Below are 16,652 nucleotides of genomic sequence, written 5' to 3' on the forward strand. Positions count from 1 at the left end.
TTACGTCGCCGAAACATTTGGTTACACGCGAGCAATTGTCCGCCCGTGGTTGTGTCATTAGTGTCCTACGACATCAACCCCGGATGTCAAGCGATGAGCTGGGGACGATGACAGCGGGTGGACGGACGATCACAATCGTGGGGTGACCCACGCCACCACTGATTTCAGAGAGGGGCCGCAGCGATGAGCAACGTCATCCGGGCCGCCCTCGTCCAGACCAACTGGACGGGCGACAAGGAATCGATGATCAAGGCGCACGAGGACTACGCTCGCGACGCCGCCGCCCAGGGCGCCAAGGTGATCTGCTTCCAGGAGCTGTTCTACGGCCCCTACTTCTGCCAGGTCCAGGACAAGGCCTACTACGAGTACGCCGAGTCCATCCCCGGCCCGACCACCGAACGCTTCCAGGCACTGGCCGCCGAGCTCGGCATGGTGATGGTCCTGCCGATGTACGAGCAGGAGCAGCCCGGCGTCCTCTACAACACGGCGGCCGTGGTGGACGCCGACGGCTCGTACCTCGGCAAGTACCGCAAGCACCACATCCCGCAGGTCAACGGCTTCTGGGAGAAGTTCTACTTCCGCCCCGGCAACCTGGGCTACCCGGTGTTCGACACCGCGGTCGGCAAGGTCGGCGTCTACATCTGTTACGACCGGCACTTCCCGGAGGGCTGGCGAGCCCTGGGCCTGAACGGCGCGCAGATCGTCTTCAACCCGTCGGCGACCAGCCGGGGCCTGTCGTCGTATCTGTGGCAGCTGGAGCAGCCGGCCAGCGCGGTGGCCAACGAGTACTTCATCGGCGCGATCAACCGCACCGGTGTCGAGGAGCTCGGCGACAACGACTTCTACGGCCAGTCCTACTTCGTCGACCCGGAGGGCAAGTTCGTCGGCGCGGTCGGCGACACCCACAACCCGGAGCTGATCGTCCGCGACCTGGACATGGACCTGCTCACCACCGTCCGGGACCGCTGGCAGTTCTACCGCGACCGCCGGCCCGACAGCTACGACGGGCTGGTAGCGCCGTGATCGACTGCACCGAGCTTCGCCGACCGGAAGCGACCCACGGCCCGGACAGCGAGGGCCAGGAGAGCACGGCTAAGGAGGCACAGTCGTGACCCCGTCCAACCGCCCCGCCACCGCCCTTGACCGGACTGAAGGCAGCTACCTGATCAAGGGCGGGACGGTGGTCGGGTCGACCGGCCCGATCCCGGCGGACGTCCTCGTCGACGGCGAGAAGATCGTCGCCCTCTACGCCCCGGGGGCAGCGCCGCACCAGGACGAGACCATCGACGCCACCGGCAAGTACGTGATCCCGGGCGCGGTCGACGCGCACACCCACATGGAGCTGCCGTTCGGCGGTACGCACGCCAGCGACACCTTCGACACCGGGACCCGGGCGGCGGCCTTCGGCGGCGTCACCACGATCATCGACTTCGCGGTGCAGCGCTACGGCGAGGTCGTGCAGGACGGGCTGGCCGCCTGGCACGCCAAGGCCGAGGGCAACTGCCACATCGACTACGGCTTCCACATGATCCTGGGCGGCGTCACCGACGACTCGCTCAAGGCCATGGACCAGCTCGTCACCGACGAGGGCATCTCCAGCTTCAAACTGTTCATGGCGTACCCGGGGGTGTTCTACAGCGACGACGGGCAGATCCTGCGGGCGATGCAGAAGGCCCGCGACAACGGCGCCATGATCATGATGCACGCGGAGAACGGCCCGGCCATCGACGTGCTGGTCAAGCAGGCCCTGGAACGCGGCGAGACGGACCCGATCCACCACGGCCTGACCCGGCCGCAGGAGCTGGAGGCCGAGGCCACCAGCCGGGCGATCTGGCTGGCCAGCGTGGCCGCGGACTGCCCGCTCTACATCGTGCACCTGTCCGCGTCCAAGGCCCTCGAACAGGTCGCGGCGGCCCGGGACCAGGGGCGCAACGTCTTCGCCGAGACCTGCCCGCAGTACCTGTACCTGACGCTGGAGGACCAGCTGGGCGCGCCGGGCTTCGAGGGCGCCAAGTGGGTCTGCTCGACGCCGCTGCGCAGCAAGCACGAGAGCCACCGGGCCGACCTGTGGCGCGGCCTGCGCACCAACGACCTGGCCGTGGTCTCCACCGACCACTGCCCGTTCTGCATGAAGGACCAGAAGGAGCTGGGCCTGGGCGACTTCTCCAAGATCCCCAACGGGATCGGCAGCGTCGAGCACCGCGTCGACCTGCTCTATCAAGGTGTGGTCGACGGCAAGCTGTCGCTGGCCCGCTGGGTGGAGACGATCGCCACGACCCCGGCCCGGATGTTCGGCATGTACCCGCGCAAGGGCGTCATCGCCCCCGGCTCGGACGCCGACATCGTGCTGTACGACCCGGCCGGCCGTACCCGGATCAGCGCGGCCACCCACCACATGAACATGGACCACTCGGCCTGGGAGGGCTGGGAGATCGACGGCAAGGTCGACACCGTCATCTCCCGCGGCACGGTCGTCGTGCGCGGCGGCGAATACCTGGGCCGTAAGGGCCATGGTCAGTACGTCCGCCGGGGACTCTCGGACTACCTGGTCTAGGGGGCCACATGCGCGAGATCAGACACTGGATCGACGGCGCCGCCGTCGAGGGCACCAGCGGCCGGCAGCTGCCGGTCTGGGACCCGGCCACCGGCGAGCAGCAGGCGTACGTCGTCGCGGCGACCGCGGCCGAGACGGCGCACGCGGTGGCCGCGGCCAAGGCCGCCTTCCCGTCCTGGCGGGCGGCGTCGCTGTCCCGCCGGGCCGAGGTCATGTTCCGCTTCCGCGAGCTGGTCGACGCGAACCGCAAGGAGATCGCGTCGCTGGTGAGCCAGGAGCACGGCAAGACGGTCGCCGACGCGGGCGGCGAGCTGGCCCGCGGGCTGGAGAACATCGAGTTCGCCGCGGGCGCGCCGCACCTGCTCAAGGGCGGGTACAGCGAGCAGGCCTCGACCGGGGTGGACGTCTACTCGATCCGGCAGCCGCTCGGGGTGGTCGCCGGCATCACGCCGTTCAACTTCCCGGCCATGGTCCCGATGTGGATGTTCTGCAACGCCCTGGTCTGCGGCAACACCTTCGTGCTCAAGCCCAGCGAGAAGGACCCGTCGGTCTCGCTGCTGCTGGCCGACCTGCTGCGCCAGGCCGGGCTGCCGGACGGCGCGTTCAACGTCGTGCAGGGCGACCGGGAGGCCGTCGAGACGCTGATCGCCCACCCGGACGTGCAGGCGCTGTCGTTCGTCGGCTCCACACCGATCGCCAGGTCGGTCTACGAGCAGGGCAGCCGGGCCGGCAAGCGGGTGCAGGCCCTGGGCGGCGCGAAGAACCACATGGTGGTGCTCCCGGACGCCGACGTCGGCGCGGCCGCGGACGCCGCGGTCAGCGCCGGGTACGGCTCGGCCGGCGAGCGCTGCATGGCGGTCTCGGTCGTGGTGGCGGTCGGCGCCGTCGGTGACCCGCTGGTCGCCGCGATCAAGGACCGGATCGCCCGGATCACGGTCGGCCCGGCCAGCGACCCGGCGGCCGAGATGGGCCCGCTGATCAGCCGCGAGCACCGCGACAAGGTGGCCGGCTATCTGGCCGGCGCCGGCGGTGCCGAGGTGGTCGTCGACGGACGGGACGCGCCGATCAGCGAAAGCCCGGGCTTCTTCCTGGGCGCGTCGCTGGTCGACAAGGTGCCGACCGACTCGCCGCTCTACACCGACGAGATCTTCGGGCCGGTGCTGTCGGTGGTCCGGACCGACAGCTACGAGCAGGCGCTCGAGCTCGTCAACAACAACGAGTACGGCAACGGCACGGCGATCTTCACCCGCGACGGCGGGGCGGCGCGGCGGTTCCAGTACGACGTCAACTGCGGCATGGTCGGCGTCAACGTGCCGGTGCCCGTACCGGTGGCCTACTACAGCTTCGGCGGCTGGAAGAGCTCGCTCTTCGGCGACCTGCACATGTACGGCCCCGAGGGCATCCAGTTCTACACCCGCAGCAAGGTGGTCACCTCACGCTGGCCCGACCCCGCCTCGTCCACGGTCGACCTGGGCTTCCCGGAGGTGCGGTGAGCATGGACATCGGTGTCGTCCTGCAATGCGACCCACCCGCCCGGGAGGTGGTGGAATGGGCGAAGAAGGCGGAGGAGCTGGGCTACAGCCACGTGTGGACGTTCGACTCGCACGTGCTGTGGCAGGAGCCGTTCGTCATCTACAGCAAGATCCTGGCCGACACCGAGCGGGTGATCGTCGGCCCGATGGTGACCAACCCGGGCACCCGGGACTGGACCGTGATCGCGTCCCAGTTCGCCACCCTCAACGAGATGTACGGCAACCGCACCATCTGCGGGATCGGCCGCGGCGACTCGGCCCTGCGGGTGCTGGGCCTGCGACCGAACTCGCTGGCCCAGCTGCGCGAGAGCATCGGCGTGATCCGCGGCCTGGCCAGCGGGGAGACGGTGTCGCTGCGCGGTCAGCAGCTGCGGTTCGCCTGGGCACCCGACAGCCGGCTGGACGTGTGGGTGGCGGCGTACGGGCCCAAGGCCCTGGCCCTGACCGGTGAGGTGGGTGACGGCTACATCCTGCAGCTCGCCGACCCGGACATCGCGGCCTGGATGATCAAGGCGGTCCGGGCCGCCGCGGAGCGGGCCGGCCGCGATCCGGCGGCCATCAAGTTCTGCGTCGCCGCGCCCGCCTACGTCGGTGACGACCTGGCCCACCAGCGGGACCAGACCCGCTGGTTCGGCGGCATGGTCGGCAACCACGTCGCCGACATCGTGGCCCGCTACGGCGCCGACGGCGCGGTGCCGCAGGTGCTGACCGACTACATCAAGGGCCGGCAGGGCTACGACTACGCCGAGCACGGCCGGGCCGGCAACTCGCACACCTCGTTCGTGCCGGACGAGGTGGTGGACCGGTTCTGCGTCCTCGGCCCGGTCGAGGCGCACCTGCAACGCCTGGAGGAGCTGCGGGCCATCGGGGTCGACCAGTTCGCCCTCTACCTGCAGCACGACGACAAAGAGGCGACCCTGCGGGCGTACGGCGAGAAGATCATCCCGGTGGTCGCGTGAGACGTGTGCTCAGCGCCGGCGCCGGCCTGGTCGTGCTCATCGCCCTCTGGGAGGGCTACAAGGCGGTCGGGAACCCGGACGGCACCGTGCTGTTCGGCGTCCGGATCCTGCCCCGGGCCGACGACCTGTCGATGCCGCACGTGTGGGAGATGCTCAGCCGGCTCGGCCGTCCGGAACTCACCGGCGGCCGGCCGGTCTGGCAGGCGGTGCTCAGCGCCAGTTTCTTCACGCTGGGGATCACCACGGTCGGCTTCGCGGCCGGCGCGGTGATCGGCCTGCTGCTGGCGGTGGCCATGCAGCGGTTCCGGATCGTCGAGCGGGGTCTGCTGCCGTACGTGATCCTGTCGCAGACCGTGCCGCTGGTCGCGCTCGCGCCGCTCATCGCCGGCTGGGGCGGCACGGTCTGGCCGGAGTGGATGACGGTCGCGGTCATCGCGGCGTACCTGGCCTTCTTCCCGGTCGCCGTGGGCATGCTGCGCGGTCTGCAGTCGCCGCAGGCGGCTGGGGTCGAGCTGATGCGCAGCTACGCCGCCGGGTGGTGGCGCACGCTGGTCAAGCTGCGCCTGCCGGCCTCACTGCCGTACCTGTTCCCGGCCCTGCGGCTGGCCGGCGCGGCCGCCGTCGTGGGCGCGGTGGTCGGTGAGATCTCCACCGGTACGCGCGGCGGCATCGGCCGGCTCATCATCGAGTACTCCCGGGAGGCCACCAGTGATCCCGCCAAGGTCTACACCGCCATGCTCGGCGCGGCCCTGCTCGGGCTCGTCGTCGCCGCCCTGGTCAGCCTGCTGGAACTGCCGCTGATGCGGCACCGACGACGCGTATCGGTGGTGACGATGTGACCGCGGTATCCCTGACCGGAGTGTCCAAGATCTTCAACCCGGGCCGGCCCGACGAGGTCACCGCCCTGACCGGCATCGACCTGGCCATCCCGGCCGGCCAGTTCGTCTCCCTGATCGGGCCGTCCGGGTGCGGCAAGAGCACCCTGCTGCGGCTGATCGCCGACCTGATCCCGGCGACGGCCGGGACGGTCGAAGTGGCCGGCAAACCGGCCGCCCGGGCCCGGCTGGACCAGGAGTACGGCATCGCGTTCCAGCAGGCCGGCCTCTTCGAATGGCGCACGGTGCAGCGCAACGTGGAGCTGCCGCTGGAGTTGCGCGGCGCCTCCCGGGCCGAGCGCAAGGCCCGGGCCACGGAGATGCTGGCGCTGGTCGGGCTGGCCGACTTCGCCGGGCACTATCCGGCCCAGCTCTCCGGCGGCATGCAGCAGCGCGTCGCGATCGCCCGGGCCCTGGCCGTGCACCCCCCGCTGCTGCTGATGGACGAGCCGTTCGGCGCGCTCGACGAGATGACCCGCGAGCGGTTGCAGTCGGAGCTGCTGGCGATCTGCGCCCAGACCGGCACCAGCACGGTTTTCGTCACGCACTCCATCTCGGAGGCGGTGTTCCTGTCCGACCGGGTCGTGGTGATGTCGCCGCGGCCGGGGCGGATCACCGCGACGATCGACGTCGAGCTGGGCACGCGCGACGACGCGGCCCGGCAGTCCCCGGCGTACTTCGCGGCGATCACCGCGGTCCGCCGCGCGTTGCGGGGCACGGGGCCCGGCGTGGAAGCGGGGCCGGGCGTGGACGCCGGTGCGGCGCCGGAAGCTGTGGGGGCGGAGGGCGCCGCCGCGGTTGCGGCGCCGTCGCCCCGTACCTCCGAAGCGACCGCGCCGTGAATCTCCTGCGCCGCGTCGCCCCGCCGGTCCTGCTCGGGATCCTGGCGCTGGTGGCGTGGGAGCTGACCGTCACGCTCGGGCGGATCGCGCCGTTCATCCTGCCGGCGCCGTCGGCGATCTGGCACGAGCTGGTCGTGCAGCGCCAGAACGTGTGGGAGGCCGGGCTGGCCAGCGGGCTCAACGCGCTCGTCGGGCTGACCTGGGGCACGGTCGCCGGGGTGCTCGCCGCGATGGCGGCCAGCCGGTTCCGGATCCTCTCCGAGGTGTCCGTCCCGCTGGCCGCGGTGCTCAACGCGCTGCCGATCATCGCGCTGGCCCCGATCCTCAACAACATGTTCGAGTCGACCTCGAGCGTGCCCCGCCGGCTGGTCGCCGGGATCATCGTGTTCTTCCCGGTCTTCATCAACACGCTGCGCGGCCTGCGCGAGGTCGACCCGACCCACCGGGAGCTGATGACCAGCTACGCCGCCGGCGGCTGGACCTTCACCCGGCTGGTCCGGCTGCCCGGCGCGCTGCCCTTCGTCTTCACCGGCCTGCGACAGGCGTCGTCGCTGGCCGTCATCGCCGCGGTGGTCGCCGAGTACTTCGGCGGACTGCAGGACGGGCTCGGCGCGCGGATCACCTCCGCCGCCGCGTTCACCGCGTACCCCCGTGCCTGGGCCTTCGTGGTCGGCGCCTGCCTGCTCGGACTGTTCTTCTACCTAGCCACGCTCCTGCTGGAGCGGATCGCGATGCCCTGGAAAACCCGCCTCATCTCGTAGGAGTTCGTGTGCGTCGTCCCTTGTTCGCCACCCTCATCGCCGCCGTGCTCACGCTGAGCGCCTGCGGCACCGCCGACACCCCCACGACGACGGCCCCGGGCGCCAGCGGCGGCGCCCTGACCCCGATCAAGCTGCAGCTGCAGTGGTTCTACCAGGCCCAGTTCGCCGGCTACATCGCCGCCGTGGACCAGGGCTTCTACAAGGAGCAGGGCCTCGACGTGCAACTGCTCGAAGGCGGTGTCGACATCGTGCCGCAGACCGTGCTGGCCCAGGGCAAGGCCGACTACGCGGTGGCCTGGGTCCCCAAGGCGCTGGCGTCGCGGGAGCAGGGCGCCGGCATCACCGACGTCGGGCAGATCTTCGCCCGCTCCGGTACGTACCAGGTGGCCTGGAAGGACAGCGGCATCACCAAGGCCGCCGACCTGAAGGGCAAGAAGGTCGGCAACTGGGGCTTCGGCAACGAGTTCGAACTGTTCGCCGGCATGACCAAGGCCGGGCTGGACCCGGGCAAGGACGTCACGCTGGTGCAGCAGCAGTTCGACATGCAGGCGCTGCTCAAGAAGGAGATCGACGCCGCCCAGGCGATGAGCTACAACGAGTACGCCCAGCTGCTGGAGGCGACGAGCCCGGCGACCGGCAAGCTCTACACGCCCGAGGACTTCGCCATCATCGACTGGAAGACCGAAGGCTCGTCGATGCTGCAGGACGCGGTGTGGGCCAACACGGACAAGCTCAGCGACCCGGCGTACCAGCAGCAGACGGTGAAGTTCCTGGCCGGCACGATCAAGGGCTGGGCGTACTGCCGCGACAACGCCGAGGCGTGCCGCGACCTGGTGGTGGCCAAGGGCTCCAAGCTCGGCAAGAGCCACCAGCTCTGGCAGATGAACGAGGTGAACAAGCTGGTCTGGCCGGCGACCGGTGGTGTCGGCACGATCAACGAGGCGGACTGGAAGCAGACGGTCGACCTGTCCCTGACCACGAAGAACCAGACCGGCGACACGGTGCTGACCAAGCAGCCGGAAGGCCTGGCCTTCACCAACGACTACATCAAGCAGGCCCAGGACCAGGCCAAGGCGGCCGGCGTGGACATCAACGGCGCGGGCTTCCAGCCCCAGACGGTGACCCTGACGGCCGGCGGCGCGTAGCCACTGCCGATCCCCCGGGCCCGGCCGTCACCCGACGGCCGGGCCCGTTCGCGCTCTACTGGGTGCTCAGGCGGGCCGCGAACGCCACCGCCGCTATGTCGCCCTTGCGGAGCCGTTCCGCCGCGTCCGTCTCCCCCAGGGTGGTCAGGCGGTGGGCGGCCGTGCTGATCAGGGCCTCGTTGCCGCCCAGCAGCTTGCGGGCCAGGTTCGCCTGCAGCGGGGTCAGCTCCGCGTACGCGCACTTGTCCAGCGCCGCGATGGTCTGCTCGTCGAGGGTGCCGGCCAGGGCCCGTTCCGTGACGATGCGCAGCAGCCAGGACGGCCACCAGCTGTACTTGCCGATCAGGTGGCCGGAGCGGATCGCCTCGCGCGGGGTCTGGCCGCCCTCCAGCAGGCGCAGGGTCATCGGGATGTCGAAGCGTTCCAGGCGCAGCGCCGTGACGAACAGGCGGTACAGCTTCTTCTCGTCCACCAGGGTCTCGGCCGCGGCGGCCGCCGCCGCGTAGTCGCCGCGCAGGGCCAGGTCGACGATCGCCGCCTCTTCGGTGGCGATCGCGGCTCCGGTCGCGCGTTCCCGGATCCGGTCCAGGGTGCGCGACAGCCGTTCGGCGGCCTCGCGGCCGTGCTCGGCGCGTTCGGCGCTCGCCGGGCGCTCCAGCTGGCGGACCACCGCGTCCGCGGCGATCTTGACCTCGCGGCGGAGCAGCGGAGCCTTGATGTACGGGCCGACCAGGTCGCTGAGCCCCTCGACCAGGTAGGCGGCGTCGAAACGGTCGGACGCTTCGAGGAACTGCGCCCACCACTGCTCCAGGTGCACCCCCACGCCTACCAGGGTGGCGCAATCGGGGCCGTGATGCGGGCGGAACGGCCGAGGTCACCGCCGTGGGTGACGGCGGTGACCTCGGTCGCTGGTTACCTCAGCTCTCGGTCGGGTCGAGGACGACCTCGTCCGTCCCGGTCTGCGGCGGGGTGCCGGAGTCGGTGTACGACGCCACGAACACCGCGTTCAGGTTCTCCGCACCGGCGTGACCCGGGTCGAGGAACGTCTGGATGGAGCCGCTGCAGCCGGTGGCCGTGGACAGCGGGTGACCGTGCTGGTCGTGGCCCAGGATGAAGGTCACGGTGACCCTCGAGCAGTCGACCGGCTGGTCGTCCACCACGGTGACCTGGTAGCTCACCGTGTCACCGAAGGCGAACGGCTGGTCCGGGTTCGGCGTGGTGGTCAGGGTGACCTGCGGGGCTGCCGTGCCCACCGGGAGCAGCACCTCCGCGGACGCCCAGCGGCCGGTCGGGTCGGTCACCTTCAGCGTCGGCCGGTAGTTGCCGTTCTCGGTGAACGTGTAGACCGCGTTGGGGGCCCGGGAGTCGACGATGCCGTCGGCGTTGAAGTCCCAGGCGTAGCGCAGGCTGTCGCCGTCGGGATCGGTGGTGCCGGCGCTGGAGAAGGTCACCGTGAGCGGCGCCTCACCGCGGACCGGCGTGGCCGTGATCTTCGGCAGCGGGGTGCGGTTGCCGCGGACGTAGTCGATGCGGGCCAGCTGCGCCTCCGGGTTCTCGGAGAAGTAGCCGTCGCCGTACTCGAGCACGTACAGCGAGCCGTCCGGGCCGAACTCCAGGTCCATCGGGTTGTCGAAGATGACCGACGGCAGCACCTCACGGATCGCGGTGACCTCGTTGTCCGCGCCGAGCGTGAACTCCTGCACGTAGTCGCGGGTCCACTCGTAGAACAGCGGCTTGCCGTCGTAGTACTTCGGCCACTTGGTCGCCGACTTGTTCTTGGCGTCGAAGTCGTACGCCGGGCCGCCCATCGGGCCGATGCCGCCCGTGCCCAGCTCCGGGAACTCCGTCGAGGCCGCGTACGTGTAGATGACCTCCGCCTTCTGCACCGGCGGCAGCTTGCGCTTGCCGGTGTTGTTGGGCGAGTCGTTGACCGGCGCCGCGCAGTTGAACGGCTGGCCGGAGGTCCGGGTGGCGAAGTCGAAGTCGACGTACGGCATGTCGGGCGCGACGCAGTACGGCCAGCCGTAGTTGGCGGGCTTGTCGATGGCCATCCAGCGGCCGTGCCCGGCCGGGCCCCGCGCGGGGTTGGGGCTGTTCGCGTCCGGCGAGTAGTCACCGACGTACGCGACGTCGGTCTTCTTGTCGACCGCGAATCGGAACGGGTTGCGCAGGCCCATCGCATAGATCTCCGGGCGGGTGTACGCGGTGCCCGGCTTGAACAGGTTGCCCTTCGGGATGGTGTAGCTGCCGTTGGCGCCGACCTTGATCCGCAGCAGCTTGCCGCGCAGGTCGTTGGTGTTGCCGGCGGTGCGCTGCGCGTCGAAGGCCGGGTTGCGGTCGGCCCGCTCGTCGATCGGCGTGTAGCCGTCGGAGGCGAACGGGTTGGTGTCGTCACCCGTGGACAGGTACAGGTTGCCCTTGCTGTCGAAGTCGATCTTGCCGCCGACGTGGCAGCAGATACCCCGGTCGGTGGCGACCTCCATGATCTTCTGCTCGCTGGCCAGGGCCAGCGTGTTGCCGTTGAGCTTGAACCGCGACAGCCGCATCACGCCCTTGAACGGGGCGAAGTCGGCCGCGGTGCCGTTCTCCGGCGCGTTGCCCTCGTTGACCGCCGGCGTCGCCGGGTTGTCCATCGGCGTGTTCAGCGGCGGCGAGTAGTAGATGTAGACCCACTTGTTCTGCTTGAAGTTCGGGTCGATCGCGACGCCCTGCACACCCTCCTCGTCGTGGAGATAAACGGGGATCTTGGCGGCCAGGATGTTGCGCCCGCTCTTCGGGTCGTTGATGCGTACCTCACCGGTGCGCGCGGTGTGCAGCACCCGGCGGTCCGGCAGCACGGCCAGCGCAATCGGCTCGCCGGGGAAGTCGTCCAGGGTGACCTTCTGGAAGTTCGCGTCCGGCGGCGGCTCGGCCGGGGCCTTCGCGGCGGCCGGTCCGGACGGGACGGTCAGGGCCGTCGTGAGCAGAGCCAGCACCGGTACGGCAGTCAGCAATCGCTTCTTCATACAGCAGTCCCCTCAGAACCGGAGGTTGTCGAGGTACCGGAAGCCGACCTCCGCGGTGGTCAGCGCGTCGGCGGGGGTACGCGGCGGGCTGCCCGCGTCGTCACGTTCCACGATGTACTCGACCAGGCCCGCCTCGCGGGAGTGCTCGAAGATGCGGCCGAAGTCGATCAGGCCGGCGCCGGGGTCCTCGAAGCCGCTCGAGACCGCCATGTCCTTGACGTGGACCTGGCGGATCCGCCCCCGGTTCTCGTGGATGAGGTCCACGGGGTCGTTCGCACCCCGCCAGGCCCAGTACAGGTCGACCTCGAAGTGCACCAGTCCGGGATCGGTCTCGCGGGTCAGGATGTCGAAGCCGGTGCGCTTGCCGCCGTCCTGCGGCAGGAACTCGTTGTGGTGGTTGTGGTAGCCGAAGCTGAGCCCGGCCTTGCGGGCGAGCGCACCGGCCTTGTTCAGGTCCCGGGCGAAGGCTTTGTAGACGGAGCCGTCGCGGATCGGCCCGTTGGCGTCGGTGCCGAAGTACGGGTGCACGATGTACTTGTTGCCGACGATCTGGGCGTCCTCGAGGGCAGCCTGCCAGGTCGAGGCGTTGAACGGTTGCGGGATGCCGACGTGGCCGGAGGTCGCGCGCAGCCCGGCGGCGTCCAGGGCGGCGCGGAACTGGGCGGCCGTGCGGCCGACGAAGCCGGCGTGCTCGACCCGGGTGTAGCCGATCTCGGCCAGCTCGGCCAGGCTGGCGGCCAGGTCGATATTGAGCTGGTTGCGGAGGGTGTAGAGCTGCACGCTGATCTTGTCGCGCGGCACCCGGGCGAGCCGGCGGCCGCCCTTGGACGCCTCGGCCGGTGAGGCCAGGACGGCGGAGCTGCCGACCACGGCGGCACCGGCCGCGGCGGCGCCCAGAAGATGACGGCGGCTGACGGTGGACTCGTTCTGCATCGCTTGCACTGCCTCCCGGTAGGTGGTGCGGGAATGACGTGGGCGCACGGCATCGGCCGCTCGGGCGGCGGCTCTCGGGGAGCCCTGCGCCACGTCGGAGCACTTTTGTTGCATCGAAGTCGTTCGCTTGCTGATGTTAATGGTTTGTTTCGCTCAAGTGGCGAAAAGAATCTTCGAAATATGCAAAAGTTTGGCTGTGGCACGCGATAAGCGCCCGCCAAAGCCGTGGATCAGACGATGGGGACAGGCCGGACATCGCCCGTTCCGAAAGCCTTCGCCCAGCTCACCGACTTCTGATCGGTGGTTGTGGACGGTCACATGCCCACCGTGCCCGGCCCGGCCGCGCGGGACAAGCGGTATACGTCAGGCCGTGACGGCGCGACGCTGGGCGGCGAGCAGCCGGGTGAACTCCTCGGCGGGCATCGGCCGGGCCAGGTGGTAGCCCTGGCCGAGGGTGTATCCCAGCAGGCGCAGCTGCTCGGCCTGGGCCTCGTTCTCGATGCCCTCGGCCACCGTGTCCAGGCCCAGCGCGTTCGCCAGCTGGATGACCGCGCGGGCCACCGCCTGGCTGGCGTCCCGGCCGGCCCCGGCGTCCTCGATCTCGATGCCGTCCACGAAGGACTTGTCCAGCTTGACGATCGCCGCCGGGAACGAGCGCAGCAGGCTCAGCGACGACTCACCGGTGCCGAAGTCGTCCAGGGCCAGCGCCACGCCGAGCCGGTCGAGCTCGTGCAGGGTGCGCGACACCTGGCTGCCGCGCAGCACCGCGGACTCGGTCAGCTCCAGCACCAGGCGGTCGGTGGGCAGGCCGGAATCGGCCAGTGCGGCCAGCACGTCGCTGACGAAGTCGGGATCGTGCAGCTGCCGCGCCGAGACGTTGACGCCCGGCTTCTGCAACGCGTCCGGGCCGAACTCGGCCAGCCACGCCGCCATCTGCCGGCATGTCTCGCGCAGCACGAAACGGCCCAGCTCGACGATCAGGCCGGTGCGCTCGGCGACCGGGATGAACTCGACCGGCGACACCGGGCCGCGGACCGGGTGGTCCCACCGCACCAGCGCCTCGACGCCGATGATCTTGCGGTCGGCCAGCCGGATCACCGGCTGGTAGACGACCCGGAACTCGCCCTCGTCCAGGCCCCGGCGCAGCTCGCCGCCGAGCTGGATGTGGGCCAGGATCGGCTCCTCCATGCCCGGCACATAGCGTACGTAGCCGGCCTTGCCGTGGCCCTTGGCGGCGTACATGGCCACGTCGGCGTCGCGCAGCACGCTGTCGAGCGTCGCGCCCGGCGCCGCGGTCGCGATGCCGATGCTGGCCTGCACCAGCAGCCGGTGCTCGCTGATCGGCCGGGTCAGCGCGTCCAGCACCCGCTGGGCGACGGTCTCCCCCACCGTGGTGCCGCCGGTGAGCAGCACGGCGAACTCGTCGCCGCCGATGCGCACCGGCAGGCCGTCGGCCCCGCACTGCTCGCGGAGCACGTCCGCCACCGCGACCAGCAGGCGGTCCCCGACGTCGTGGCCGAGCGAGTCGTTGACCGTCTTGAAATCGTCCAGGTCGACCAGCAGCACGGTCGCGGACGCCTCGTTGAGCAGCGCGGCGTGCAGCACGCCGCGGAACCGGGCCCGGTTGGCCAGCCCGGTCAGGCTGTCGTGGCTGACCTCGTGCTGCAGCCGTACCTCCTGGCCACGGATGTCGCTGAGCAGCCGCTTGTTGTCCCGGAAGGCCACGAACTGCCGGGCCGTGACCAGGACGCTGACCAGCACGGCGGCGATCAGCGAGACCCGGCCGGGCCACTGCAGCGGCCCGGCGGCCACGGCGATCAGCGGCAGGTCCGCGGCCGCGATGGCCAGGTACGGCAGCAGCGGCGAGGACCGGCGCGACACCCGGCGACCGCCCAGCGTGGCCTGGGCCTGCGCGCGCACGGCTAGAGTGAGCAGCACCGGCGCGATGGGCAGCACCACGGCCTGCGACGGCACCCCACCGGCGTTGCCGAACGTGGTGGCCAGCACGGCCACCCCGGCCGCGGTCAGGCCCATGGCCGCGACCAGCCGCATCGCGGTCCGGTCGACCGGGCCGTCACCGAGGTACGACACCTTGGTGATGCCGCCGACGGTGAGCAGGAACGCCAGCCCCACCAGGGACAGCGTCTGCGGCGCCCAGCGCTCGGTGGCCGTCAGCATGGGAGCGAGGCCGAAGTGCCACAGCACCGTCGCGCAGCCCAGGAACGCGACGAGCCGGTCCAGATGCATGCGCCAGCGCTCGGCGGGATCCATCGAGCCCGCCGGCACCCGGGCGACGGCCCACATGGCCAGCGCGAAGCCGAGCCCGACGCAGCCGGCGGCGGACAGCGTCATGTCCGGCGGCATGTCGCCGACCGAGAACCGGGCGGCGTTGACGGCCATCAGCACGTAACCGGTGGTCATGAAAGAGGCGGCGATCAGCAGGGTGAGCCAGAAGCGGCTGGCCGTGCGGTCGCCGCGTACGGTGCGCCAGAGCTGGAACAGCCCGATCACCGCGAAGACACCGCCCAGCGGCACCGCCAGGTAGGCGATCGCCACGTGCCCGGCGCCGACGGTGCTGAACAGCAGGAACCACAGCCAGCTGGCGACGGCGAGGGCGGCGGTGATCCACACGTAGCGTGCGGGTGCGCGGGTGTCCTCGGCCATGCTGAAAGCATCGGCGGTGAACGGCTCGGATGTAGCAAAACCGGGCTGACCGGGATTGCTCGCAAGATCGCCGTGGTCCACCGGACCAGGCTGCCGTACGGACGGCCCGCGGGCCATCCGCGAAACGGACTATCGCCCCGGACCGGCCCTGACCACCGCGGCGGGACCGGATCGGCCGAAAGACAGAGGGCCGGCCGGGGTATCCGTCCCTGGCCAGATGTGCGCCGGGGTGGGCCGCCGCGATGCTGACTGCACTGTCGCACTCTGCTCAGGGGGATCCGGATGACGTCCGTACCGCACCACTACGACACCACGCCGCTGGCGCACACGGACGTCCTCGTCCTGGACTACCTGGCCGCGCTCTGGGGCGCCAGCGAGGACCTCGCCCCCGAGCTGCGTGACGAGCTGATGACGACCGTCGCGGACTACATCGCGATGCGGCGTACCTCGGTGGCCGATCCGCTGGAGGACCCGCGGCACATCCTGCACCGGCTCGGTCCGCCGGAGGCGCTCGCGGCCGCGGCCCGCCGCGGCCGGATGCCGGCCCACCTGCGCCGCCCGGTCCTGCCCGCCCCGCTGCCGCCACCGGACGCCACGTCGTCAGCGGGACCCGAGTACGCGGGGATCGCCCTGCTCACCGCCGGCTCGGTGGTGCTGCCGGTGATCAGTCCGCTGGCCGGGCTGATGCTGGTGTCCGGCTCGCCGCGGTGGAGCCCGGCGCAGAAGACCGCCGCCTGGGTGCTGGCCGGGCTGCCGGTCTTGCTCGGCTTCGTGCTGGTGATCGGGGCGGCCGCCTTCGGCGGGGGCGAGGCGGCGGTGCTGCTGGCCTACCTGGGGATGGTCGCCGGCGCCATCATCGCCGGGCTGTCGCTGCTGCCGGGCCTGGCGGCACGCCGCCGGTACTAGAAATCGGCCGGCTGTCGCTGCTGCCCGGCCTGGGGGCGCGCCGGCGCTACCGGGGGTCGGCGGGCTCGCGCAGGGTGGCGCGGGCCAGCACGGCCAGCGCCAGCGCGGAGTGGGCGGGGAGCAGCGCGATCATCGGGAACTCCCCGTCGAAGAGGAAGCCCACGGCCAGGGCGGCCACGATGCCGGCGGCGATCGACAGCGCCCCGGCGACGGCCGCCCGGGTCAGCCCGGTCGCGCCGCGCACCACGGCCACGAACCCGGCCAGCGCGGCGAGCAGGGCGAACAGCACCGCCACCCGGGTGGCCGGGAGGCCGAAGACGGCGGCCCGGCCGACCTGCGGGATGGCGGAACACAGCCCGGCGAGCAGCGGCAGCTCGAACAGCGGCGGCAGCAGCCAGGCCAGCGTGGCGACCCAGCGCAGAGTGGCGGCGCCAGCCGGTGTTTCCGTCATCTGCAGCCGCCTTCGTCGCCCGTTA

Annotated in this window: 14 protein-coding genes; 9 read left to right on the forward strand and 5 right to left on the reverse strand. The window is 70.9% G+C overall.

What is annotated here, in order from left to right; translation table 11 throughout:
• Positions 1 to 183: 183 nt before the first annotated feature.
• From ACZ6S4_RS25260 to ACZ6S4_RS25295, 8 genes are all read left to right on the forward strand, one after another.
• Positions 184 to 1,023 carry a nitrilase-related carbon-nitrogen hydrolase gene (locus ACZ6S4_RS25260; RefSeq protein ID WP_465477273.1) on the forward strand — a complete coding sequence of 280 codons (840 nt, stop codon included), beginning with the start codon at positions 184 to 186 and terminating at the stop codon, positions 1,021 to 1,023.
• Between the two features lie 85 nt (positions 1,024 to 1,108).
• Positions 1,109 to 2,554 (forward strand): dihydropyrimidinase, encoded by a 1,446-nt coding sequence (gene hydA, locus ACZ6S4_RS25265; protein WP_465477274.1) that lies wholly within the window; start codon positions 1,109 to 1,111, stop codon positions 2,552 to 2,554.
• Positions 2,555 to 2,562: 8 nt separating this feature from the next.
• Positions 2,563 to 4,047: a CoA-acylating methylmalonate-semialdehyde dehydrogenase gene (gene mmsA / locus ACZ6S4_RS25270; RefSeq protein ID WP_465477275.1), complete on the forward strand. Its 1,485-nt coding sequence runs from the start codon at positions 2,563 to 2,565 to the stop codon at positions 4,045 to 4,047.
• Positions 4,048 to 4,049: 2 nt separating this feature from the next.
• Entirely contained in the window at positions 4,050 to 5,045 is a 996-nt protein-coding gene (locus tag ACZ6S4_RS25275; RefSeq protein ID WP_465477276.1) for a TIGR03842 family LLM class F420-dependent oxidoreductase, read from the forward strand.
• Positions 5,042 to 5,884, forward strand: coding sequence for an ABC transporter permease (locus ACZ6S4_RS25280; RefSeq protein WP_360825742.1), 843 nt, complete (start codon positions 5,042 to 5,044; stop codon positions 5,882 to 5,884). Before ACZ6S4_RS25275 ends, ACZ6S4_RS25280 begins: the two co-directional genes overlap by 4 nt.
• Positions 5,881 to 6,762, forward strand: coding sequence for an ABC transporter ATP-binding protein (locus ACZ6S4_RS25285; protein WP_465477277.1), 882 nt, complete (start codon positions 5,881 to 5,883; stop codon positions 6,760 to 6,762). The genes ACZ6S4_RS25280 and ACZ6S4_RS25285 overlap by 4 nt, the downstream gene beginning before the upstream one ends.
• Entirely contained in the window at positions 6,759 to 7,523 is a 765-nt protein-coding gene (locus tag ACZ6S4_RS25290) for an ABC transporter permease (RefSeq protein ID WP_465477278.1), read from the forward strand. Before ACZ6S4_RS25285 ends, ACZ6S4_RS25290 begins: the two co-directional genes overlap by 4 nt.
• Positions 7,524 to 7,531: 8 nt before the next feature.
• Positions 7,532 to 8,668 carry an ABC transporter substrate-binding protein gene (locus ACZ6S4_RS25295; protein WP_465477279.1) on the forward strand — a complete coding sequence of 379 codons (1,137 nt, stop codon included), beginning with the start codon at positions 7,532 to 7,534 and terminating at the stop codon, positions 8,666 to 8,668.
• Positions 8,669 to 8,723: 55 nt separating this feature from the next.
• Here ACZ6S4_RS25295 and ACZ6S4_RS25300 read toward each other — a convergent pair whose 3' ends face one another.
• The 4 genes from ACZ6S4_RS25300 to ACZ6S4_RS25315 all read right to left on the reverse strand — a co-directional run bounded on the left by ACZ6S4_RS25300 (position 8,724) and on the right by ACZ6S4_RS25315 (position 15,270).
• Positions 8,724 to 9,491 carry a hypothetical protein gene (locus ACZ6S4_RS25300; protein WP_465477280.1) on the reverse strand — a complete coding sequence of 256 codons (768 nt, stop codon included), beginning with the start codon at positions 9,489 to 9,491 and terminating at the stop codon, positions 8,724 to 8,726.
• Positions 9,492 to 9,585: 94 nt separating this feature from the next.
• Positions 9,586 to 11,673, reverse strand: a complete 2,088-nt coding sequence (locus tag ACZ6S4_RS25305) for a PQQ-dependent sugar dehydrogenase (RefSeq protein WP_465477281.1) — start codon at positions 11,671 to 11,673, stop codon at positions 9,586 to 9,588.
• Between the two features lie 12 nt (positions 11,674 to 11,685).
• Entirely contained in the window at positions 11,686 to 12,606 is a 921-nt protein-coding gene (locus ACZ6S4_RS25310) for a sugar phosphate isomerase/epimerase family protein (protein ID WP_465477282.1), read from the reverse strand.
• Between the two features lie 363 nt (positions 12,607 to 12,969).
• Positions 12,970 to 15,270, reverse strand: coding sequence for a putative bifunctional diguanylate cyclase/phosphodiesterase (locus ACZ6S4_RS25315; RefSeq protein ID WP_465477283.1), 2,301 nt, complete (start codon positions 15,268 to 15,270; stop codon positions 12,970 to 12,972).
• A 282-nt stretch (positions 15,271 to 15,552) separates the two neighbouring features.
• Between ACZ6S4_RS25315 and ACZ6S4_RS25320 the strand changes: the two genes are divergently transcribed.
• Positions 15,553 to 16,176: an HAAS signaling domain-containing protein gene (locus ACZ6S4_RS25320; protein WP_465477284.1), complete on the forward strand. Its 624-nt coding sequence runs from the start codon at positions 15,553 to 15,555 to the stop codon at positions 16,174 to 16,176.
• Between the two features lie 46 nt (positions 16,177 to 16,222).
• Here ACZ6S4_RS25320 and ACZ6S4_RS25325 read toward each other — a convergent pair whose 3' ends face one another.
• On the reverse strand, positions 16,223 to 16,627 hold the full coding sequence (locus ACZ6S4_RS25325; protein WP_465477285.1) for a hypothetical protein: 405 nt from the start codon (positions 16,625 to 16,627) through the stop codon (positions 16,223 to 16,225).
• Between the last annotated feature and the right edge of the window lie 25 nt (positions 16,628 to 16,652).

This window comes from Actinoplanes sp. NPDC051405 (assembly GCF_055586185.1).

What these genes read in the sequence shown, in the direction of transcription:
- ACZ6S4_RS25260 (WP_465477273.1), top strand. Translation starts at nt 184, where the DNA reads ATGAGCAACGTCATCCGGGCCGCCCTCGTCCAGACCAACTGGACGGGC.
- mmsA (WP_465477275.1), top strand. Translation starts at nt 2,563, where the DNA reads ATGCGCGAGATCAGACACTGGATCGACGGCGCCGCCGTCGAGGGCACC.
- ACZ6S4_RS25275 (WP_465477276.1), top strand. Translation starts at nt 4,050, where the DNA reads ATGGACATCGGTGTCGTCCTGCAATGCGACCCACCCGCCCGGGAGGTG.
- ACZ6S4_RS25305 (WP_465477281.1), bottom strand. Translation starts at nt 11,673, where the DNA reads ATGAAGAAGCGATTGCTGACTGCCGTACCGGTGCTGGCTCTGCTCACG.
- ACZ6S4_RS25310 (WP_465477282.1), bottom strand. Translation starts at nt 12,606, where the DNA reads ATGCAGAACGAGTCCACCGTCAGCCGCCGTCATCTTCTGGGCGCCGCC.
- ACZ6S4_RS25315 (WP_465477283.1), bottom strand. Translation starts at nt 15,270, where the DNA reads ATGGCCGAGGACACCCGCGCACCCGCACGCTACGTGTGGATCACCGCC.
- ACZ6S4_RS25320 (WP_465477284.1), top strand. Translation starts at nt 15,553, where the DNA reads ATGACGTCCGTACCGCACCACTACGACACCACGCCGCTGGCGCACACG.
- ACZ6S4_RS25325 (WP_465477285.1), bottom strand. Translation starts at nt 16,627, where the DNA reads ATGACGGAAACACCGGCTGGCGCCGCCACTCTGCGCTGGGTCGCCACG.